Source organism: Streptomyces sp. NPDC021093 (assembly GCF_044333135.1).
In the GTDB taxonomy this organism is placed as follows: domain Bacteria; phylum Actinomycetota; class Actinomycetes; order Streptomycetales; family Streptomycetaceae; genus Streptomyces.
In genome coordinates this window covers 1-18964 of the sequence record NZ_JBIRQJ010000010.1, presented here as the reverse complement: position 1 = coordinate 18964, position 18964 = coordinate 1, and the positions used below count along the sequence as shown (strand labels likewise).

General features: G+C 73.0%; 12 protein-coding genes. 8 read left to right on the top strand and 4 right to left on the bottom strand.

Going from position 1 to position 18964, the window contains the following annotated elements; all coding sequences use genetic code 11:
• Positions 1 to 56 precede the first annotated feature (56 nt).
• The 4 genes from ACH4SP_RS29545 to ACH4SP_RS29530 are packed head-to-tail and all read left to right on the top strand — an operon-like array spanning position 57 to position 4088.
• Entirely contained in the window at positions 57 to 1115 is a 1059-nt protein-coding gene (locus ACH4SP_RS29545; protein ID WP_398419206.1) for a FecCD family ABC transporter permease, read from the top strand.
• Positions 1112 to 2206 (top strand): FecCD family ABC transporter permease, encoded by a 1095-nt coding sequence (locus ACH4SP_RS29540; protein WP_398419205.1) that lies wholly within the window; start codon positions 1112 to 1114, stop codon positions 2204 to 2206. Before ACH4SP_RS29545 ends, ACH4SP_RS29540 begins: the two co-directional genes overlap by 4 nt.
• Positions 2203 to 3108: an ABC transporter ATP-binding protein gene (locus tag ACH4SP_RS29535; protein WP_398419204.1), complete on the top strand. Its 906-nt coding sequence runs from the start codon at positions 2203 to 2205 to the stop codon at positions 3106 to 3108. Before ACH4SP_RS29540 ends, ACH4SP_RS29535 begins: the two co-directional genes overlap by 4 nt.
• The gene (locus ACH4SP_RS29530; RefSeq protein ID WP_398419202.1) at positions 3105 to 4088 is read left to right on the top strand and encodes an ABC transporter substrate-binding protein; all 984 of its coding nucleotides are present in this window, start codon (positions 3105 to 3107) and stop codon (positions 4086 to 4088) included. Before ACH4SP_RS29535 ends, ACH4SP_RS29530 begins: the two co-directional genes overlap by 4 nt.
• Positions 4089 to 4136: 48 nt before the next feature.
• Here ACH4SP_RS29530 and ACH4SP_RS29525 read toward each other — a convergent pair whose 3' ends face one another.
• Positions 4137 to 5210: a hypothetical protein gene (locus ACH4SP_RS29525; protein ID WP_398419200.1), complete on the bottom strand. Its 1074-nt coding sequence runs from the start codon at positions 5208 to 5210 to the stop codon at positions 4137 to 4139.
• 137 nt (positions 5211 to 5347) lie between these two features.
• On the opposite strand from ACH4SP_RS29525, the gene ACH4SP_RS29520 reads away from it, so the two are divergent.
• The gene (locus ACH4SP_RS29520; RefSeq protein ID WP_398419198.1) at positions 5348 to 8089 is read left to right on the top strand and encodes a helicase-associated domain-containing protein; all 2742 of its coding nucleotides are present in this window, start codon (positions 5348 to 5350) and stop codon (positions 8087 to 8089) included.
• A gap of 119 nt (positions 8090 to 8208) precedes the next feature.
• Entirely contained in the window at positions 8209 to 9870 is a 1662-nt protein-coding gene (locus ACH4SP_RS29515) for a DNA repair helicase XPB (protein ID WP_398419196.1), read from the top strand.
• A gap of 114 nt (positions 9871 to 9984) precedes the next feature.
• Here ACH4SP_RS29515 and ACH4SP_RS29510 read toward each other — a convergent pair whose 3' ends face one another.
• Both ACH4SP_RS29510 and ACH4SP_RS29505 read right to left on the bottom strand, forming a co-directional pair.
• Positions 9985 to 11199, bottom strand: coding sequence for a glycosyltransferase 87 family protein (locus tag ACH4SP_RS29510; protein WP_398419746.1), 1215 nt, complete (start codon positions 11197 to 11199; stop codon positions 9985 to 9987).
• 734 nt (positions 11200 to 11933) lie between these two features.
• Positions 11934 to 12239: a hypothetical protein gene (locus tag ACH4SP_RS29505; RefSeq protein WP_398419194.1), complete on the bottom strand. Its 306-nt coding sequence runs from the start codon at positions 12237 to 12239 to the stop codon at positions 11934 to 11936.
• A 384-nt stretch (positions 12240 to 12623) separates the two neighbouring features.
• Between ACH4SP_RS29505 and ACH4SP_RS29500 the strand changes: the two genes are divergently transcribed.
• Positions 12624 to 14795, top strand: a complete 2172-nt coding sequence (locus ACH4SP_RS29500; protein ID WP_398419192.1) for a HelD family protein — start codon at positions 12624 to 12626, stop codon at positions 14793 to 14795.
• Positions 14796 to 15559: 764 nt separating this feature from the next.
• Here ACH4SP_RS29500 and ACH4SP_RS29495 read toward each other — a convergent pair.
• Positions 15560 to 16258: a copper homeostasis protein CutC gene (locus tag ACH4SP_RS29495; protein WP_398419189.1), complete on the bottom strand. Its 699-nt coding sequence runs from the start codon at positions 16256 to 16258 to the stop codon at positions 15560 to 15562.
• 278 nt (positions 16259 to 16536) lie between these two features.
• Here ACH4SP_RS29495 and ACH4SP_RS29490 point away from each other — a divergent pair, with 278 nt between their 5' ends.
• Complete coding sequence (locus ACH4SP_RS29490) at positions 16537 to 18822, top strand: heavy metal translocating P-type ATPase (RefSeq protein WP_398419187.1); 2286 nt, start codon at positions 16537 to 16539, stop codon at positions 18820 to 18822.
• The last annotated feature ends 142 nt before the right edge of the window (positions 18823 to 18964 follow it).

The window sequence follows — 18964 nt, the reverse complement described above, 5'->3', positions numbered from 1 at the left end:
CGCGCACCCCCGCCCGTACACTTAGGCCCGCCTAACCTGCCTGCTCAGCCTCCGGAATGGGACCGATGCCGACCGCGCCACCCCTGTCCAGGTCCGCCCCACCGCCCCGGGTCCGCAACGCAGTCGTCTCCCGCCGGATCGGCTGGACGGCGCTCGCCGTGGCGGCGCTGCTGGTGGCCGTACTGCTGAGCCTGGCGGTGGGTGCGCGGAGCGTCGCCCCTGCGACGGTGTTCGACGCGCTGCTGCACGGCGGGAGCACCTCCGACGCCGAGGTCGTACGGCAGATGCGGGTGCCCCGCACCGTCATCGGCCTGATGGTCGGCGCGGCCCTCGCGATCGCCGGAACCGCCCTCCAGGGCATCACCCGCAACCCGATCGCGGACCCCGGAATCCTCGGCATCAGCCAGGGCGCCTCGGTGGGCGTGGTCCTCGCGATCGCGTTCACGGGCGTGCACACGCTCAGCGGGTACGTGTGGTTCGCGTTCGCGGGAGCGGCGCTCGCTTCGGTCGCGGTGTACGCGATCGCCTCGGGCGGGCGCGGCGGCGCGACCCCCGTGAAACTGGCGCTGGGCGGTGCGGCGATCAACGCGCTGCTGGTGTCGGTGACGATGGCGGTGCTGACGACGAAGGCCGCCGCGATGGACGAGTTTCGGTTCTGGCAGGTGGGTTCGGTGGCCGGGCGGGACGCGGAGATCATTGGCCAGATCTGGCCGTTCCTGGTGGTCGGAGTGGTGCTCGTACTGGCCGTGGCGCGCGGACTCGACGCGCTCGCGCTGGGCGAGGACGTGGCGAAGGGGCTCGGGCAGAACGTCGCGCTGGTGCGGATCGTGGGCGGGCTCGGCGCGACGGTCCTGACCGGTGTCGCGGTGTCCGCCGCCGGGCCGATCGCGTTCATCGGTCTCGCGGTGCCGCACATCGCGCGGGCGGTCGTCGGCAGCGACCACCGGTGGGTGCTGCCGATGGCGGCGCTGATCGGGCCGGTCATGCTGCTGGTGTCGGACGTGATCGGGCGGGTGGTCTTCCCGCCGAGCGAGGTTCCGGCGGGTGTGATGACGGCGCTGATCGGGGTGCCGTTCCTGGTGGCGCTCGTCCGCAGGAAGGCGGTGCCGGCATGAGTACGACGACCACGGCCCCCGCCCCCACGACCGCTGCCGGGCGGGTCCGCCCCGCCGGGTACACGCTCGTACGGGCCGGGAGCGCCTCGTTCCTGCTGCACCGCAGGGCGGCGCTCGTCGCGGGCGCCCTCGCGGTGGTGCTCGCCGCGGTGTGCGTCGCGTACCTGTGCGTCGGGGAACGGTTCGTGGCGCCGGGCGAAGTGCTGCGGGTGCTCTTCGGGCAGGAGTCGCACAGCGAACTCGTCGTAGGCACGCTGCGGCTGCCCCGGATGACGGTCGGACTCCTTGTCGGGCTGGCCTTCGGGGTCGCGGGGGCGCTCATCCAGACCGTCGCCCGCAATCCGCTGGCCAGCCCCGACATCATCGGCATCAGCCAGGGCGCGAGTGCGCTCACCGTCGGAGCGATGGTCTTCGGCGTCACGTCGGCTGGCGTGCTGCCGTACCTCTCCGTGCTCGGCGGTGTGCTCGCCGCGGCGCTGGTGTACGTCTTCGCGTGGCGCGGCGGGCTGCACGCGACGCGGTTCGTGCTGATCGGCATCGGCTTCGCGATCGCGCTGCGGTCGGTGACCCAGCTCTTCATGACGAAGGGCGACTACCTCGTCGCACAGCAGGCGCAGATCTGGATGACCGGGTCGCTCAACGGGCGCGGCTGGGGCGAGGCGTCCACCCTCGGGTGGGTGCTGCTCGTGCTGCTGCCGGGCATCGCGTGGGCGGCGCGGGCGCAGCGCACGGCCGGTATGGACGACGACACGGCCGTCGCGCTCGGCGTACGTCTCGGGCGGGTGCGGCTCGGTCTCGTCGCCCTCGGTGTCGTCCTGGCGTCGGTGGCGACCGGGACGGCCGGGCCCGTCGACTTCGTGGCGCTGCTCGCACCGCAGATCGCGCGCCGGCTGACCCGGACCGCGCAGATTCCGCTGGTCTGCTCGGCGCTGCTCGGTGCGGTGATCGTCGTACTCGGGGACCTGCTGGCGCGCAGGCTCTTCTCGCCCGTCGAACTGCCGGTGGGCGTGCTCACGGCGGCGGTGGGCGCCCCGTATCTGATCTGGCTCATCGTGCGTGGACACAGTGGGCGTACTGGAGGCAAGGCATGAGTTCCGACGCGTCCCGGCTGCGGGCGGCCTCGCTGACCCTCGGCTACGAAGACCGCACCGTCGTCCGCGAACTGGACCTGGCGGTGCCCGACGGGCGGGTCACCGTCATCGTCGGCCCGAACGCGTGCGGGAAGTCGACCACGCTGCGGGCGCTCGGGCGGCTGCTGAAGCCCCAGGGCGGGGCGGTGCTCCTCGACGGCGCCGAACTGGCGAGGATCCCCACCAAGAAGATCGCCCAGTCGATCGGCCTGCTGCCGCAGACGCCCGTCGCACCCGAGGCCATCACCGTCGCCGACCTCGTGTCGCGCGGCCGGCAGCCGCACCAGGCCTGGTGGAAGCAGTGGTCGGGCGAGGACGAGCGGGCCGTCACGGACGCCATGGAGCGTACGGACGTGGCGGCGCTCGCGGACCGGTCCGTGGACGAGCTGTCGGGCGGTCAGCGCCAGCGCGTGTGGATCGCGATGGCGCTCGCCCAGGAGACCGACCTGCTGCTGCTCGACGAGCCGACGACGTACCTCGACATCTCCCACCAGGTGGAGGTCCTCGACCTGGTCAGGCAGCTCAACCGGGAGCGCGGGCGGACCGTCGTGGTGGTGCTGCACGACCTCAACCAGGCCGCCAGGTACGCGGACCACCTCGTCGCGATGAAGGCGGGCGAGATCGTCGCCGAGGGTGCGCCCGCCGATGTGGTCACCGAGGATCTCGTACGAGAGGTGTTCGGTCTGGAGGCGGTCGTGGTGCCGGACCCGGTGACGGGGTCGCCGCTGGTGGTGCCGGGGGCGCCGTGGACACCGCCCGAGAACCCCGAGGTCAAGGATTCCGTGGCGGCCGACGCCGTCGCGGACGACGCCGGTACGGACGATTCCGTTCCGCCCGCCCTGCGAAAGGCAGCCACCTCATGAGCAACGCACTGCGCCACCGTCGCGGCACGGCCGCCGTCTCCCTCGCCGCCGTGGGCGCGCTCGCGCTCTCCGCGTGCGGGGGCTCCGACAAGGGCTCGGGCGCGGACGCCGGCGAGCAGAAGAAGACGCACACCGTGCAGACCGCCATGGGCGCCGTCCAGGTGCCCGTGGCGCCGAAGCGCGTCGTCGTCCTGGACACCGCCGAACTGGACTCCGCGATCACCCTCGGGGTGAAGCCGGTCGGCTCCACGCACGCCGACGTCGAGTCCGGCTTCCTGAACTACCTGCCCAAGGACAAGGTCGCGGGCATCAAGGACGTCGGCGAGATGATGACCCCCAATCTGGAGGCCATCGCCGAGCTGGAACCTGACCTGATCCTCACCAGCAAGGTCCGCCACGAGGACAAGTACAACGAGCTGAAGGCCATCGCCCCGACCGTGATGACCGAGGGCACCGGCTTCCCCTGGAAGGAGAACTTCCAGCTGCACGCCAAGGCGCTCGGCAAGGAGGCCGAGGCGAAGAAGACCGTCGAGGAGTACACCGCGCACGCCGCGAAGGTGACCGCTGCGGTCGGCGGCAAGGACCAGGCCGCGCGGACCAAGGTCAACGTGGTGCGCTTCGTCGAGGGCGCCGACATCCGCATCTACGGCAGGAAGAACTACATCGCGACCGTCCTCGCCGACGTCGGCCTCGGCCGGCCCGCCGTCGCGGACAAGGCGAAGGACGGCTTCTCGTACGACGTCAGCCCCGAGAAGATCGACCTCGCGGGCGAGGACGCGGCCGTCATCTTCCACTCCACGTACGGCGACCCGACGAAGGCCAAGCAGACCCGGACGCTCAACTCGGCGCTCTGGAAGAACATCCCGGCGGTCAAGGCGGGCAAGGTCTTCGGCGTCGACGACCAGCTGTGGATCCAGGGCATCGGCTACACGGCCGCGAGCAGGATCCTGGACGAACTGCAGACGGACCTGACGAAGTGACGGAGTAGCGACTTCGCGCGCGCTCGGGCCGTTCGGGAGGCCCGAGCGCTACCGGCCGAGCCTGCGGGCCCGCCACACCAGGTAGAGCGCCGTGACGACGGCCGCCGTCCGCAGCAGTACGGGCCAGAGCCCCGCGATCGCGTCGCTCAGCGCGCCCTCGACCTGCGTCGACAGCGGTGCGCCCCAGCGTCCGTCCGTACGCCCCCACAGCCAGGCCACACCACCGGCCGCGACGACGCCGGGCAGCCCGAGTACGGCCCACTTCGCCTCGGCACGGCTGAGCCTGCGCGAGAAGTACGCGAGGAACCAGCCGCCCGCGAGGACCAGCACATTGCCGAGCACGGCGCCGGTGACCAGCAGCAGGGCGGCGAGAAGGAGGAACGGGCTGCCGCGCGGCACGAGCGCCGCGCGGCCGGGCGCCGGGGCGTCCCCGGCACCAGCGCCGGCATCCGCCCCCGCGTCCTCCACCGCGTCCGCCCGGGTGCGCCGGCGGAGGCCGCGCGGCAGCCACCGGCCCAGGCCCGCTCCGCCCTCTTCCTCCTCCTCGCCGTCCTCCTCCGCCTCGTCCTCGTCGTCCTCCGGCGGCGGCTTGAGCAGCTCGGGGATCTCCACGCCGCCGGTGAAGCCGGGCACGGATGCGCCGAGGCCGCCGAAGGGCCCCGGCTCGCTGCGCCACCACTCGATGTCGTCGCCGCCGGGCCCGAGTTCGTCGCTGTCGGCGAGATGCGGGGCGGACGGCCCGGACCGCGGCCACGCCTGCGCCTCCGGGCGCTTCTCGAAGCCGACGGGGGTCTCGGGCCGCTTCTCGTCCCGTCCGGGCTCCTGGGCGGTACGTCTCTGCCGGGGCACCTTCCGTGACGTGCGCGAGGACACGACCGCTTCCACGCCTCCGCCGCCCGCCGCCTCGACGATGTCGTCCGGCGTGCCGAGTCTGCCGAGGATGCGCTGCACGGCGGCGACGCTGTCCGGGCCGCCGATCGCCTTCGCCCGCTGCCGGTCGATCTCGCCGCGCAGCGCGGCCACCAGGCGCATGCGGTCGCCGGAGTTCAGCTGGTGCTGCTGGGCCAGGTCGCCGACCCGGCTCAGATAGTCGAAGACCAGCTGGTCGCTCTCGATGCCCACGACGTCCGTCCGTCCCCTGCGTCCGCTTCTCGTACCCCGCAAGTACGCGTCGGCTACACGCAGTTGCCGACCCGCCCCGGACCGACGTTAGCGCCTGCCGCCGGGTGAGGGCCCGCGCAGGGGCTAACGTGGGGCGGATGGGGACCAGCGAGCGCGACCTGGAGGCGCACGTGCCCGAAGGAAACACCACCGGTGACACGACTGCCGGAACGTCGGCCGGGTCGGCCGGAACGTCAGCCGACACGTCCGCAGGCATGCCCGGCGGCGGAACACCCGCCGGCGCGCCGTCGGACCGCACCACGTCCGACCGCGCCACGTCCGACCGCACCGCCCCCGGCAGCGCCGCGCCCCCGCGCACCCTCGCCGAGGACCTGCGCACCCGGGACGACGCGGCTCTGACCGCGCTGCTGCGGGCCAGGCCCGACCTGCTCTCGCCCGTACCCGGGGACGTGGGCCTGCTCGCCACCCGGGCCGGAACCAGGGCCTCCGTCGTCCGTGCCCTGGAGCGGCTCGACAAGTTCGCACTGCAGACCGCCGAGGCCCTCGCGGTGGCGCCGGACCCGGCGACGTACGACATGCTGCGCGCCCTGATGAGCGGCGACGAGGGCGCCCCGGAGACGGAGGCGGCGCTGCCGCACGCCGTCCGGGTGCTGCGCGAACAGGCCCTCGTCTGGGGTGCGGACGACCGGCTCCGCCTCGTGAGGACCGCGCGCGAGCTGCTCGCGCCGTCCGCCACGCACCCGTCGCCCACCGGTCTCGGCCCGACCGTCGCGGAGGCGACGACCGGGATGTCACCGACCCGGCTGCAGGGCATCCTGGCGGCGGTCGGACTGCCCACCACCCACGACCCGGTGTCGGCGGTGCACGGCCTGACCTCGCTCTTCACCGACCGGGTGCGGATGGACGCGCTGCTCGACACGGCCCCGTCCGAGGCGCTGACCGTGCTCGACCGGCTGGTCTGGGGCCCGCCGTACGGCGAGGTCAGTTCGGACCCGACGCCGCCGGTGCGCTGGCTCCGCGACCACGGACTGCTGCTGCCGACCAGCGCGCGTACGGTCGTACTGCCCAGGGAAGCCGCCCTGCACCTGCGGGCGGGCCGCGCCCACCGCGCCACGGAACCTCTCCCTCCGCAGCTGGTCACCGCCTCGTCGCACGCGTCGGAGATGGTCGATCAGACCGCGGCGGGCCAGGCGTTCACGGCGCTGACGACGGTCGAGGACCTGCTCAAGGACTGGGACCGGGGCGGCCCGGCCGTGCTGCGTTCCGGCGGCCTGAGCGTCCGCGACCTCAAGCGCACGGCCGCGGCGATGGACCTGCCGGAGCCGACCGCCGCCTTCTGGCTCGAACTCAGCTACGCGGCAGGCCTGTTGGCCTCCGACGGCGAGGCCGACGAGCGGTACGCCCCGACGCCCGCGTACGACGAATGGCTGAGCCTCCCGCCCCAGGACCGCTGGGCCCGCCTCGCCGTCACCTGGCTGCGCGGCACCCGTACGGCGGGCCTGATCGGCGGCCAGGACGCCAAGGGCCGCACCCTGTCCGCGCTCGGCCCCGACCTGGACCGCTCCGCCGCCCCCGAGGTGCGCCGCCGGGTCCTGGCCCTGCTGGCCGCCCTTCCGGAAGGCGCCGCCCCCGACCCGGAGTCCGTCCTGGACCGCCTCCGCTGGGAACGCCCCCAGCGCGGCACCACGGGCGAGCTCCGCAGCCGGGTGGCGCTGTGGACCTTGACCGAGGCGGAACAGCTGGGCGTGACGGGCCGCGGCGCGCTGTCGGCACACGGCCGGGCACTGGCGGGGCTGGACGACACCCCGACGCTCCCCACGACCACGGCCACGACCACGACCACCCCGAGCACTCCGAGCACCGCCCCCGCCTCCCCCACCGAGGCCGAGTCCGCCGCAGCCGCCCTCCGCGCCTCCGCCCTCCTCGCGCCGCTCATCCCCGAGCCCCTCGACCACGTGCTCCTCCAGGCCGACCTGACCGCCGTCGCCCCGGGCCCGCTGCAGCGCCCGCTCGCCGAGATGCTGGCGGTGCTCGCGGACGTGGAGAGCAGGGGCGGGGCGACCGTGTACCGGTTCACGCCGGGTTCGGTGCGCCGCGCCCTCGACTCCGGCCAGGCCGCCTCCGACCTGCACGCCTTCCTCGCCGCACACAGCCGCACCCCGACCCCGCAGCCCCTCAGCTACCTCATCGACGACGTGGCCCGCCGGCACGGACATCTGCGCGTGGGCGCCGCCTCCGCGTACGTGCGCTGCGACGACGACGCCGTACTGGGCGAGATCCTCGCCGACAAGCGCGCGGCGGTACTCGGCCTGCGCCGCCTCGCCCCGACGGTCCTGGCCGCCCGCACCGACCCGGCCACGCTCCTCGACGGACTGCGCGCGATGGGCTTCGCGCCGGCCGCCGAGTCGGCCGCGGGGGACGTACTGATCACGCGTGCGGACGCCCACCGCACACCGGCGCGCACCGCGCCGGAACCGGTGCCGGAAGGCCCGCACGTACCGGACGACACCCTCCTGGGTGCGGCGCTGCGCGCGATCCGCGCGGGCGACATGGCCGCGAACGCGGTACGCAAACCTGGCTCCGCGCCGTCCGGCTCCCCCGAGGAATCCGCAGCCGACCCCACCGGCACCCCCGGCACCCAGCTCCCCCGCACGTCCTCCGCCGAGACCCTCGCCACCGTCCAGGCCGCCGCCATGACCGGCTCCACGCTCTGGATCGGCTACGTCAACGCGGACGGCGCGGCCAGCCAGCGCGTCATCGCCCCGGTCCGCGTCGAGGGCGGCTTCGTCACCGCCTACGACCACACGGCGGACCAGGTGAAGACGTACCCCCTGCACCGCATCACGGGAGTGGCGGAACTGGCGGACGACCCGGCGTGAACGGGGTGCGCCGCGTGAGCCGGGTGCGCCGGCCCCCGTCAGGGGCCGCTCTCCACCCGACCCGCTTGCGCACGTACGGCACACTGGAGGTTTGACCGCGCGCGGAAGGACCCACGGCGTTGAACGGACCTCTCATCGTCCAGAGCGACAAGACCCTCCTCCTGGAGGTCGACCACGACCGGGCGGACGCCTGCCGTCGTGCCATCGCGCCGTTCGCGGAGCTGGAGCGCGCGCCGGAGCACATCCACACCTACCGGCTGACCCCGCTGGGGCTGTGGAACGCACGGGCCGCGGGGCACGACGCCGAGCAGGTCGTGGACGCGCTCGTCGAGTTCTCGCGCTACCCGGTGCCGCACGCGCTGCTCGTGGACGTCGCCGAGACGATGGCCAGGTACGGGCGGCTGACCCTGTCCAAGGACCCGGTGCACGGCCTCGTACTGACGTCGACCGACCGCCCGGTGCTTGAGGAGATCCTGCGGTCGAAGAAGGTGCAGCCGCTGGTCGGGGCGCGGCTCGACCCGGACACCGTGGCCGTGCACCCCTCCGAGCGCGGGCAGATCAAGCAGACGCTGCTGAAGCTGGGCTGGCCGGCCGAGGACCTCGCCGGTTACGTCGACGGGGAGGCGCACCCGATCGAGCTGGCCGAGGACGGCTGGGCGCTCCGCCCGTACCAGAAGCAGGCCGTGGAGGGCTTCTGGCACGGCGGCTCGGGCGTCGTCGTCCTGCCCTGCGGTGCGGGTAAGACGCTGGTCGGGGCCGGTGCGATGGCCGAGGCGAAGGCGACGACGCTGATCCTGGTGACCAATACGGTCTCGGCGCGGCAGTGGAAGCACGAGCTGGTGAAGCGGACCTCGCTGACCGAGGACGAGATCGGCGAGTACAGCGGCACGAAGAAGGAGATCCGGCCGGTCACCATCGCCACGTACCAGGTGCTGACGACGCGGCGGAAGGGCGTCTACCCGCACCTGGAGCTGTTCGACTCGCGCGACTGGGGTCTGGTGATCTACGACGAGGTGCATCTGCTGCCCGCGCCCGTCTTCAAGTTCACGGCTGATTTGCAGGCGCGGCGGCGACTGGGGCTGACGGCGACGCTCGTGCGGGAGGACGGGCGCGAGTCGGACGTCTTCTCGCTCATCGGCCCGAAGCGGTTCGACGCTCCGTGGAAGGAGATCGAGGCGCAGGGCTACATCGCGCCCGCCGACTGTGTGGAGGTACGGGTCAACCTGACCGACTCCGAGCGGCTGGCGTACGCGACGGCCGAGGCGGAGGAGAAGTACCGCTTCTGCGCGACGACGGCGACGAAGCGGAAGGTGACGGAGGCCCTGGTCGCCAAGCACAAGGGCGAGCAGACGCTGGTCATCGGGCAGTACATCGACCAACTGGACGAGCTGGGCGAGCACTTGGGGGCTCCGGTCATCAAGGGCGAGACGCCGAACTCGCAGCGGGAGAAGCTCTTCGACGCGTTCAGGACCGGGGAGTTGAACGTCCTGGTCGTGTCGAAGGTCGCGAACTTCTCGATCGACCTGCCGGAGGCGACGGTCGCGATCCAGGTGTCGGGCACGTTCGGGTCGCGGCAGGAGGAGGCGCAGCGGCTGGGGCGCGTACTGCGGCCGAAGGCGGACGGGCACGAGGCGCGGTTCTACTCGGTCGTGGCGCGCGACACCATCGACCAGGACTTCGCGGCACACCGCCAGCGCTTCCTGGCCGAGCAGGGGTACGCGTACCGAATCGTGGACGCGGACGACCTGCTGGCGGAGGGGTCCGGACCGCAGCAGGCGTAACTCTGGGGCGGACCGGGGGCGGACCGCAGCAGGCGTAACTCCGGGGCGGACCCGGGGGCGGACCTGGGGGGGCGGACCGGGGGCGGGCCACGTTCCCCCGGTCCGGGTACGTCCTCAGCGCTCGGTGCGGGACTCCGACGGCGTCTGCTGCTTGCGCGGCTCGGGCATCGAGCCGCGTACCGGCCCGCCCACGCTCGCGCCCACGCCCGTACCCCCGCCCGGCAGCGACGTACCGTCCGCCGCCGCCCCGTCCCGCAGTCGCCACACCATCCAGCCCAGCAGGGCCAGCCCCACCATCGGGTAGGGCGACAGTCCCGGCTGCTGCCACCACGGCAGCTGTACGTCGAGGTCGCCCTGGTGCGGCACCGCCCAGAAGCTGCGGCAGGTGAAGAGGAAGGCGACGGCGACGGCCGTACGGAACCGGCGTTCGGCCAGCAGCAGCGCGAGCAGCGGTACGCACCACACCCAATGGTGGGACCAGCTGATCGGCGAGACCAGCACCATCGTGACCGCGACGATCACGATGCTCCACTCCTCCATCCCGGCCCGCACCGCCCGGCGGGCGATCCACAGCCCGGCGAGCCCGACGACGACGGCGCAGCCGAACCACACGAGGCCGGGCTCCATGGAGTTCATCGCGCGCGCCAGCATCCCTTGCAGGGACTGGTTGTCGACGATCCACACCTTGCCGACCCGTTCGGTCTCGAACATCCGCCGGGTCCAGAAGTCGAGGCTCGCGGAGGGCAGGACGAGGATGCCGAACAGGACGGTGGCGGCGAAGGAGGCGAGGGCGGTCAGCCCGTTCCGTACCCGGCCGGTGACCAGCAGGTACACGATGAAGATGGCCGGGGTGAGCTTGATCCCGGCGGCGATGCCGAGCCCGACCCCCTTGCCCAGGGCGCCCTTCGGCCGGGTCAGGTCCCACAGCACCAGGCACGCGAGCGCGAGGTTGATCTGCCCGAACACGAAGGTCTGGAAGACCGGCTCCAGCCAGATCGCGAAGGCGATCGCGGCCGTCATCAGCTCGGGCCGCTTCGGCAGCTTGGCGAACCGCCACGAGAGCCGTACGAGAAGGGCGAGCAGGGCGAGGTTGCCGACGAAGAAGCAGACCTTCATGGCGGTGACCGGCAGCCAGGTCGTCGGCACGAAGAGGATCGCCGCGAACGGCGGATAGGTGGCGGGCAGCTTCCACTCGGTCGTCACGAAGTCGTAGAGGCTGGTGCCGTTGACGACGGCCTGTCCCTCGGCCCGGTAGACGAGGGTGTCGCCCAGCGGAATGCGGGTCACCAGGAAGAGGGTGGTGAGCGCGGCCAGCGAGAGAACCAGCAGCACACGCGCGGCGAGCAGGGCTCGTGGGCGGGCCGCACGGCGCTCCTCGCGGGGCTCCTCGCTGGGCTCTTCGCGAGGCTCCTCGCGGGATTGCCCTTGCGATGAGCGGGGGGAGCTCACGCGGGCGGTGGCGGCGCGGGCGTTCTCGGTCCGGTCTGTCGTCACGACGGCAAGCCTATGAGGCTTCCCCCTCCCAGAACCACGCACATCGGGGAGGGAGGCGCGTTCGGGGCGGTTCGCGGGCGTGGGGTTCGGGTGGAGGGTCGGGGTCGAGGTCGGGGCGCGAGTGGGGGTGTGACCTTGCGCGGGTCCTGCCCCGTGGTGGGCTCACCGGGGATCACCGCTCGTGCGGCTGCCACGTCGGATCCGGCCACGCATCGCGCAGACAACTCTCGCGTCAGATCCAGCCGCTCGTCACTCAGGCAACTCTCGCGTCAGATCCGGCCGCTCGCCGCGCAGACAACTCGCGCTTCAGATCCGGCCGCTCGCCGCTCAGGCCACTCGCGCTTCAGATCCAGCCGCTCGCCGCGCAGGCCACTCGCGCGTCAGATCCAGCACTCGCCGCTCAGACGACTCTCGCGTCAGATCCAGCCGCTCGCCGCGCAGACAACTCCCGCTTCAGATCCAGCCGCTCGCCGCGCAGACAACTCCCGCTTCAGATCCAGCCGCTCGCCGCGCAGACAACTCCCGCGTCAGATCCAGCCGCTCGCCGCGCAGACGACCGTCGCCTCAGCTCACCGGTCGCCGCTCATCCGGCCGTCCGCCCACGCGTCGCGCTCGCGCCGCCAGTCCTGTGGCTTTTGGTCCTGTGGCTTCCGGCCGTCGGCCGTCGCCCGGACGTCTTCCTTCCACTCGTCCGCGTAGTCGCCGAGCAGGACCACGCCGACCGCCGCACCCGCGAAGATCCGGACGGCCCGCAGCGCGCGGGCGACGCGGTGCGGTTTGTCCGAGACCGCGGTGGCACCGGAGTGCCCGTGGCCCGCCGTGCGGGTTCCTGCCAATCCTTCTGCTGCACCTGGGGTGAACGTCGCTGTACTCATGACTCCATGGTGTCCGCCGCCCCTCTCCAGCACATCGGACCCGGGGTTGAACCGCACCCCCGCCCCTCTCCACCCTCAGGCTGAGCCCGCCCCCGAAACTCACCCCTTGGTCTTACGGGAGCACCCCCGGCGGCAACAGGGGCTACCCCCACCCCCGATAACCATTCGCCCCCGCCCGCCCCCACCACTACAATCGCCCGTCTGCCCGCCTCCCTTCCGTGGAGCGCGCGCCGCCCGGACGGAAACCGGTCGGCAAGCCACAACGTGACTCCCGCCGAGCCGAGCCGCACACCCGGCCGCCCCGGTCCAGGCCCGCGCCAGGACCCCGGCCGCCGCAAGGAACCCGGCCGCCCGGCCTTCGTATCCCAAGCCGGAGGCCCTACCGTGCCCGCGCACGACACCGACCGCACCGAGCCCGACCGCACCGAGCCCGTCGACCCCGCCGACCCGCTCTCCCGCGAGCGCGCCCACCTCTCCGCGTCCCGCTCCGCCCTCCGCGCCATGCGCGAGGACGTCGAGAACCTCGACATCAAGGACGTCACCGCGAACTGGGTCAACGCCGTCGTCCTCACCGCCCAGATCGAGGACCGCATCAAGGCCCTCGCGGACCTCTCCCACACCCCGCTCTTCTTCGGCCGCCTCGACTACCTGCACACGGTCGGCGCCGCGGAGGCCGAGGGGAGCGCGGGCGAGCGCCCGCTGCCGGAGGCAGCTGAGATGCGGGTGTACATCGGGCGTCGGCACGTGCACGACGCCGACGGCGACCCCATGGTCATCGACTGGCGCGCCCCCGTCTCGCAGCCCTTCTACCGCGCCTCCAAGAAGGACCCGCAGGACGTCGGCCTGCGCCGCCGCTTCGGCTACACCGCCGGCGAACTCACCGCGTACGAGGACGAGCACCTCTCCGACACCGACACCGCGTCCGACACCGACGCCACGTCCGACACCGGGGCCGCGCACACCAGCAAGCTGCTCCAGGCGGAGATCGAGCGCCCCCGCGTCGGCCCGATGCGCGACATCGTCGCGACGATCCAGCCGGAGCAGGACGAGATCGTACGAGCCGGCCTGTCCGGCTCCGTCTGCGTGCAGGGCGGCCCCGGCACCGGCAAGACCGCCGTCGGCCTGCACCGGGTCGCGTACCTCCTGTACGCGCACCGCGACCGCCTCGCCCGCACCGGCACCCTCGTCATCGGCCCGAACAAGTCCTTCCTCCACTACATCGAGCAAGTCCTCCCGGCACTAGGCGAGTTGGAGGTGAAGCAGGCGACGGTCGACGACCTCGTCACCAGCGGCGACGGCGCGGGCATCGAGATCCGCGGTACGGACGAGGCCGCCGCGGCCGTCATCAAGGGCGACGCCCGCATGGCGGAGGTACTGCGCCGCGCCGTCCGCTCGCACGTGACGCCGCCCACCGAATCGCTGATGGTCGTACGGGGATCCCGCCGCTGGCGCGTCCCCGCGTACGAACTCGAAGAGATCGTCGGGGAGTTGCAGGCCCGCGACATCCGTTACGGCGCCGCCCGCGAGGCCCTTCCGCAGCGCATCGCGCACCAGATCCTGGTACGGATGGAGGAGGCGGGCGAGGCGCCCGACGACCGCGTGCAGGACGCGGTGGCCCGCAACGCGGCGGTGAAGGCGGTGGTGAAGGCGATCTGGCCGCCGGTCGACCCGGCCAAGCTGGTCCTGCGGCTCCTCGCCGACGCCGAGTTCCTGGCCGAGCACGCGGACGGCGTCCTCACGCCCGCCGAGCAGTCCACCATCCTCTGGGCCAAGCCGGCCCGTTCGCCGAAGTCCGCGAAGTGGTCGGCGGCCGACGCCGTTCTCATCGACGAGGCCCGCGACCTGGTGGCGCGCACGCACTCGCTCGGCCATGTCGTACTCGACGAGGCGCAGGACCTCTCGCCCATGCAGTACCGGGCGGTGGGCCGCAGGTGCAGCACCGGCTCTGCGACGATCCTCGGGGACCTCGCCCAGGGCACCACCCCCTGGGCGACGGCGAGTTGGGCCGAAGCCCTCACCCACCTGGGCAAGCCGGACGCGCTCGTCGAGGAACTGACCGCGGGCTTCCGCGTCCCCCGCGACGTGATCGCGTACGCCTCCCGCCTGCTCCCCCACATGTCACCGGGGCTCGCCCCGGTCTCCTCGGTACGGGAGAGCCCCGGTGACATGTCCGTCCAACAGGTCGCGGACGAAGCCGACTTGAACGACTCGATCGTCGCCGCCTGCGAGGCGGCACTCACCCACGAGGGCTCGATCGGCCTGATCGCGGCGGACGCGCGCATCCCGGACCTGGCGAAGGCCCTCGAAGCGGCGGGCCACGCCTTCCTCTCCCCGGGCGAGGAGACAACTGCCGCCTCCCGCCTGACACTTGTCCCCGCCTCCCTCGCCAAGGGCCTCGAATACGACTACGTGGTCCTCGACGAACCGACGGCGATCGTCACCGGCGAGCCGGACGAACGGACGGGGCTGCGTCGGCTGTACGTGGCGCTGACGCGTGCGGTGTCGGGACTGGCGGTCCGCCACTCGGCTCCGCTCCCGCCCGCACTGACCACCTGACGCAACCCCGTGGGCGCGGCCCCACCGCCCCCTCGGGCAGCGGGGCCGCCTCTCCTGCGCGCTCCCACCGCCTCCTTGGACAGCGGAGCCACCCTTCCTGCGCACTCCCGCCACCTCCTTGGGCAACGGGGCCACCCTTCCTGCGCGCTCCCGCCACCTCCTTGGGCAGCAGGGCCGCCCCCTCACCCGCTCTCTCTCCCCCCCGCCGCCCTCTTGGGCAGCGGGGCCGCCCTTCCTGCGCGCCTCCCGCCGCCTCCTTGGGCAGCGGGGCCGCCCCCCGGGGGCGGAACGGGTGGGCAAGGGGGCGGCCCCCACGCGGAGCGCACCCTCCCCCGACCGCACGCCCTCGCCACCGCACCCCCCGCTCCCGCGACCGCGTCCCGTGCGGGCCGGTGGGCCGCTTCGCGGATGAGCCCCTCCCCGCCCCTCCACCTAAACCGCTCGCCGCGGGGCGGGCGGGTGGGTGAGTTGTACGTGCGGGTGCGTCGTGGCTGATCGCGCAGTTCCCCGCGCCCCTAACGGGGCCGCTGATCGCGCCCACGCGGCACAGCCGCACATCCAGCACAGCCCCGCACCCCTAACGGGGCCGGTGGGCGTCGTAGCTGGTCGCGCCCGCGCGGCGGAGCCGCACATCCAGCACGGCCCCGCACCCGCGCGGCCGAGCCGCATGTCGAGCACAGCCCCGCGCGCCTGGCGGGGCGGCCCCGGTACCGCGCCCAGTGCACGGCCACGCCGCACGCCCCCAAATGCCGGACAATCCCCCGCTACGCGTCCAGAACCCCCCGCCACTCCCCCACCGCCCGCGCCGAAACCGCCTCCGCCCAGCCCCCCGGCCGCGCCGCCCCGCCGATGTGGAACGCGTTGATCCCCGCGTCCCGCAGCACCGGCAGGTGGTCGAGCCGCAGGCCGCCGCCCACCAGGATCTGCGCCCCGTAGCCGGGCTCGCCCGCCCGTGCCGCCTCCGCCAGTAGCGTCGGCAGGCCCGCGTCGACGCCCTCCGCCGCCCCCGCCGTCAGGTATGTGTCCAGTCCCGGCAGGTCCGCCAACTGCTTGCGGACCGCGTCCCGGTCTCCGGCCCGGTCGATCGCCCGGTGGAAGGTCCACCGGCATCCCTCCAGCTCCGCCACCAGCCGCTCCACCGCGACCAGGTCGGCATTGCCCTCCGCGTCCAGGAAGCCGAGTACGAACTCCTCCGCACCCTCGGCCCGCAGCGCCCGCGCGTCCCTGACCAGCGCGTCCACGTCCGCCGGGGAGCCCACCGCGAAACCGTCCGCCGCCCGCAGCATCACCCGCAGCGGGATGTCCACGGCCGCGCGGATCGCGGCGAAGGTCTCGACGGGCGGGGTCAGCCCGTCCGCGGCCATGTCCGTGACCAGCTCCAGCCGGTCGGCTCCGCCGGACTGGGCCGCGATCGCGTCCTCGGCAGTGAGGGCGATCACCTCCAGGACTGCACGCTCACTCATGGGGTTCCGCTTCCTTCGCCATCGCCGATACGGGCACAGCCAGTACGGGCACAGCCAACAGATATAGGTCTAGTCCAATCTCAAGACTAGAGCCCCGACCCCTCCCGCGCACCACCCCCACGCGGACGTGATCCGCCTCCCGCCCCCGCATGCATTCAGAAATACCCCCGGGGGGTATTCGATGCCCCCTTGCACCACATGGGGGAGGGGGGTATACATGGACCCAGCAAGAGATACCCCCAGGGGGTAGCAGAGCCCCATACTCAAGGAGAGCGGTCATGACCGTCCAGACACCGGCACCCGCACCGACCCCGGCGGCCCCCTCCCACGTCGAGCTCGCCATCGGCGGCATGACATGCGCCTCCTGCGCCGCCCGCATCGAGAAGAAGCTCAACCGGATGGACGGCGTCGAGGCCACCGTCAACTACGCCACCGAGAAGGCGAAGATCTCGTACGACCGCGAGAACACCGAGGTCGCCGACCTCATCGCCACCGTCGTGAAGACCGGCTACTCCGCCGATGAGCCGGCCCCGGTACGGCACGACGGCCCGCCCGACCCACAGGGCGACGCGGATACGGAGGCGGCCGACCCCGCCCTCACCTCCCTCCGCCAGCGCCTGATCACCGCCACCGTCCTCGCCGTCCCAGTGATCGCGATGGCGATGGTCCCGGCCCTCCAGTTCGAGTACTGGCAGTGGCTGTCGCTCACGCTCGCCGCACCCGTCGTCACGTACGCCGCCTGGCCCTTCCACCGGGCCGCCTGGACCAATGCCCGGCACGGCGCCGCGACCATGGACACCCTGATCTCGGTCGGCACATCGGCGGCCTTCCTCTGGTCGCTCTGGGCGCTGTTCTTCGGCACGGCGGGCATGCCCGGCATGACGCACCCGTTCGAGCTGACGATCGCCCGCAGCGACGGCGCGGGGAACATCTACCTGGAGGCCGCCGCCGGTGTCACCGCGTTCATCCTGGCCGGCCGCTACTTCGAGGCCCGCTCCAAGCGCAAGGCGGGCGCCGCACTGAAGGCGCTCCTCGAACTGGGCGCCAAGGACGTCACCCTGCTGCGCGACGGCGTCGAAGTCACCGTTCCGACTTCGGAGTTGAAGCCCGGCGACCACTTCCTCGTACGTCCCGGGGAGAAGATCGCCACGGACGGCACGGTCGTCGAGGGCAACTCGGCCGTCGACGCGTCGATGCTGACCGGCGAGTCCGTACCGGTGGAGGTCGGCGTCGGCGACAGCGTCACGGGAGCCACCCTCAACGCGGGCGGCCGCCTCGTCATCGAGGCCACCCGGGTCGGCGCCGACACCCAACTCGCCCGGATGGCACGCCTGGTGGAGGACGCGCAGAACGGCAAGGCGGCCGCCCAGCGGCTCGCCGACAAGATCTCCGCCGTCTTCGTGCCGATCGTCATCGCACTCGCCCTCGGCACGCTCGGCTTCTGGCTCGGCAGCGGCGCGGGTCTGACGGCCGCGTTCACCGCGGCGGTCGCCGTACTGATCATCGCCTGCCCCTGCGCCCTGGGGCTCGCCACTCCGACCGCCCTCATGGTCGGCACCGGGCGCGGCGCCCAGCTCGGCATCCTGATCAAGGGCCCGGAGGTCCTGGAGACCACCCGCAAGGTCGACACGATCGTCCTGGACAAGACCGGCACCGTCACCACCGGCAGGATGACTCTCCTGTCCGTGCACACCGCCCCCGGCGTCGACGAGACTGAAGTCCTGCGCCTGGCAGGCGCGTTGGAGAACGCGTCCGAGCACCCGATCGCCCAGGCGGTAGCGGCCGGAGCCACCGAGAAGGCCGGCGCGCTCCCCACCCCCGAGGACTTCGCGAACGTTCCCGGACTCGGCGTCCAGGGCATCGTCGAGGGCCACGCCGTCCTCGTCGGCCGCACCAAGCTCCTTGCCGAGTGGGCCATGGCCCTCCCCGCCGAACTGGAGCGCGCCAAGGCCGATGCCGAGGCGGCCGGACGTACCGCCATCGCCGTCGCCTGGGACGGCGAGGCCCGCGCCGTCCTCACCGTCGCCGACGCGGTCAAGGACACCAGCCCGGAAGCCATCCGCAGGCTCCGCGCCCTCGGCCTCACCCCGATCCTCCTCACCGGCGACAACAAGGCCGTCGCGGAAGCGGTGGCCGCCGAGGTCGGCATCGACCAGGTCATCGCGGAGGTCATGCCCGAGGACAAGGTCAGCGTCGTCAAGTCCCTCCAGGCGGAGGGACGTTCGGTCGCCATGGTCGGCGACGGGGTCAACGACGCCGCCGCCCTCGCCCAGGCAGACCTGGGCCTGGCGATGGGCACGGGAACGGACGCCGCCATCGAAGCCGGCGACCTCACTCTCGTACGGGGCGACCTGCGCGCCGCGGCGGACGCCATCCGCCTCTCCCGCAAGACGCTCGGCACCATCAAGTCGAACCTCTTCTGGGCCTTCGCCTACAACGTCGGCGCGCTGCCCCTGGCCGCGATGGGCCTGCTCAACCCGATGATCGCGGGAGCGGCGATGGCCTTCTCCTCGGTCTTCGTGGTCGGCAACAGCCTCCGCCTCCGCAGCTTCAAGGCGGCGTGAGGCGCAGAAGGACAGGGAGGGGCGGGGGGCCCCCCGGGCCCCCCCCCCCCCCCGGGGGGGGGGGGGCCCACCGCCCCCCCCCCCCCCCCCCCCCCACCACCGACCCGGGGCCCCCCCCCCGCCCCGTGCCCGCACACCCCCC

Coding starts and splice junctions, on each gene's coding strand:
- ACH4SP_RS29520 (WP_398419198.1), top strand. CDS start 5,348: ATGGGGACCAGCGAGCGCGACCTGGAGGCGCACGTGCCCGAAGGAAAC.
- ACH4SP_RS29545 (WP_398419206.1), top strand. CDS start 57: ATGGGACCGATGCCGACCGCGCCACCCCTGTCCAGGTCCGCCCCACCG.
- ACH4SP_RS29530 (WP_398419202.1), top strand. CDS start 3,105: ATGAGCAACGCACTGCGCCACCGTCGCGGCACGGCCGCCGTCTCCCTC.
- ACH4SP_RS29535 (WP_398419204.1), top strand. CDS start 2,203: ATGAGTTCCGACGCGTCCCGGCTGCGGGCGGCCTCGCTGACCCTCGGC.
- ACH4SP_RS29490 (WP_398419187.1), top strand. CDS start 16,537: ATGACCGTCCAGACACCGGCACCCGCACCGACCCCGGCGGCCCCCTCC.
- ACH4SP_RS29495 (WP_398419189.1), bottom strand. CDS start 16,258: ATGAGTGAGCGTGCAGTCCTGGAGGTGATCGCCCTCACTGCCGAGGAC.
- ACH4SP_RS29505 (WP_398419194.1), bottom strand. CDS start 12,239: ATGAGTACAGCGACGTTCACCCCAGGTGCAGCAGAAGGATTGGCAGGA.
- ACH4SP_RS29540 (WP_398419205.1), top strand. CDS start 1,112: ATGAGTACGACGACCACGGCCCCCGCCCCCACGACCGCTGCCGGGCGG.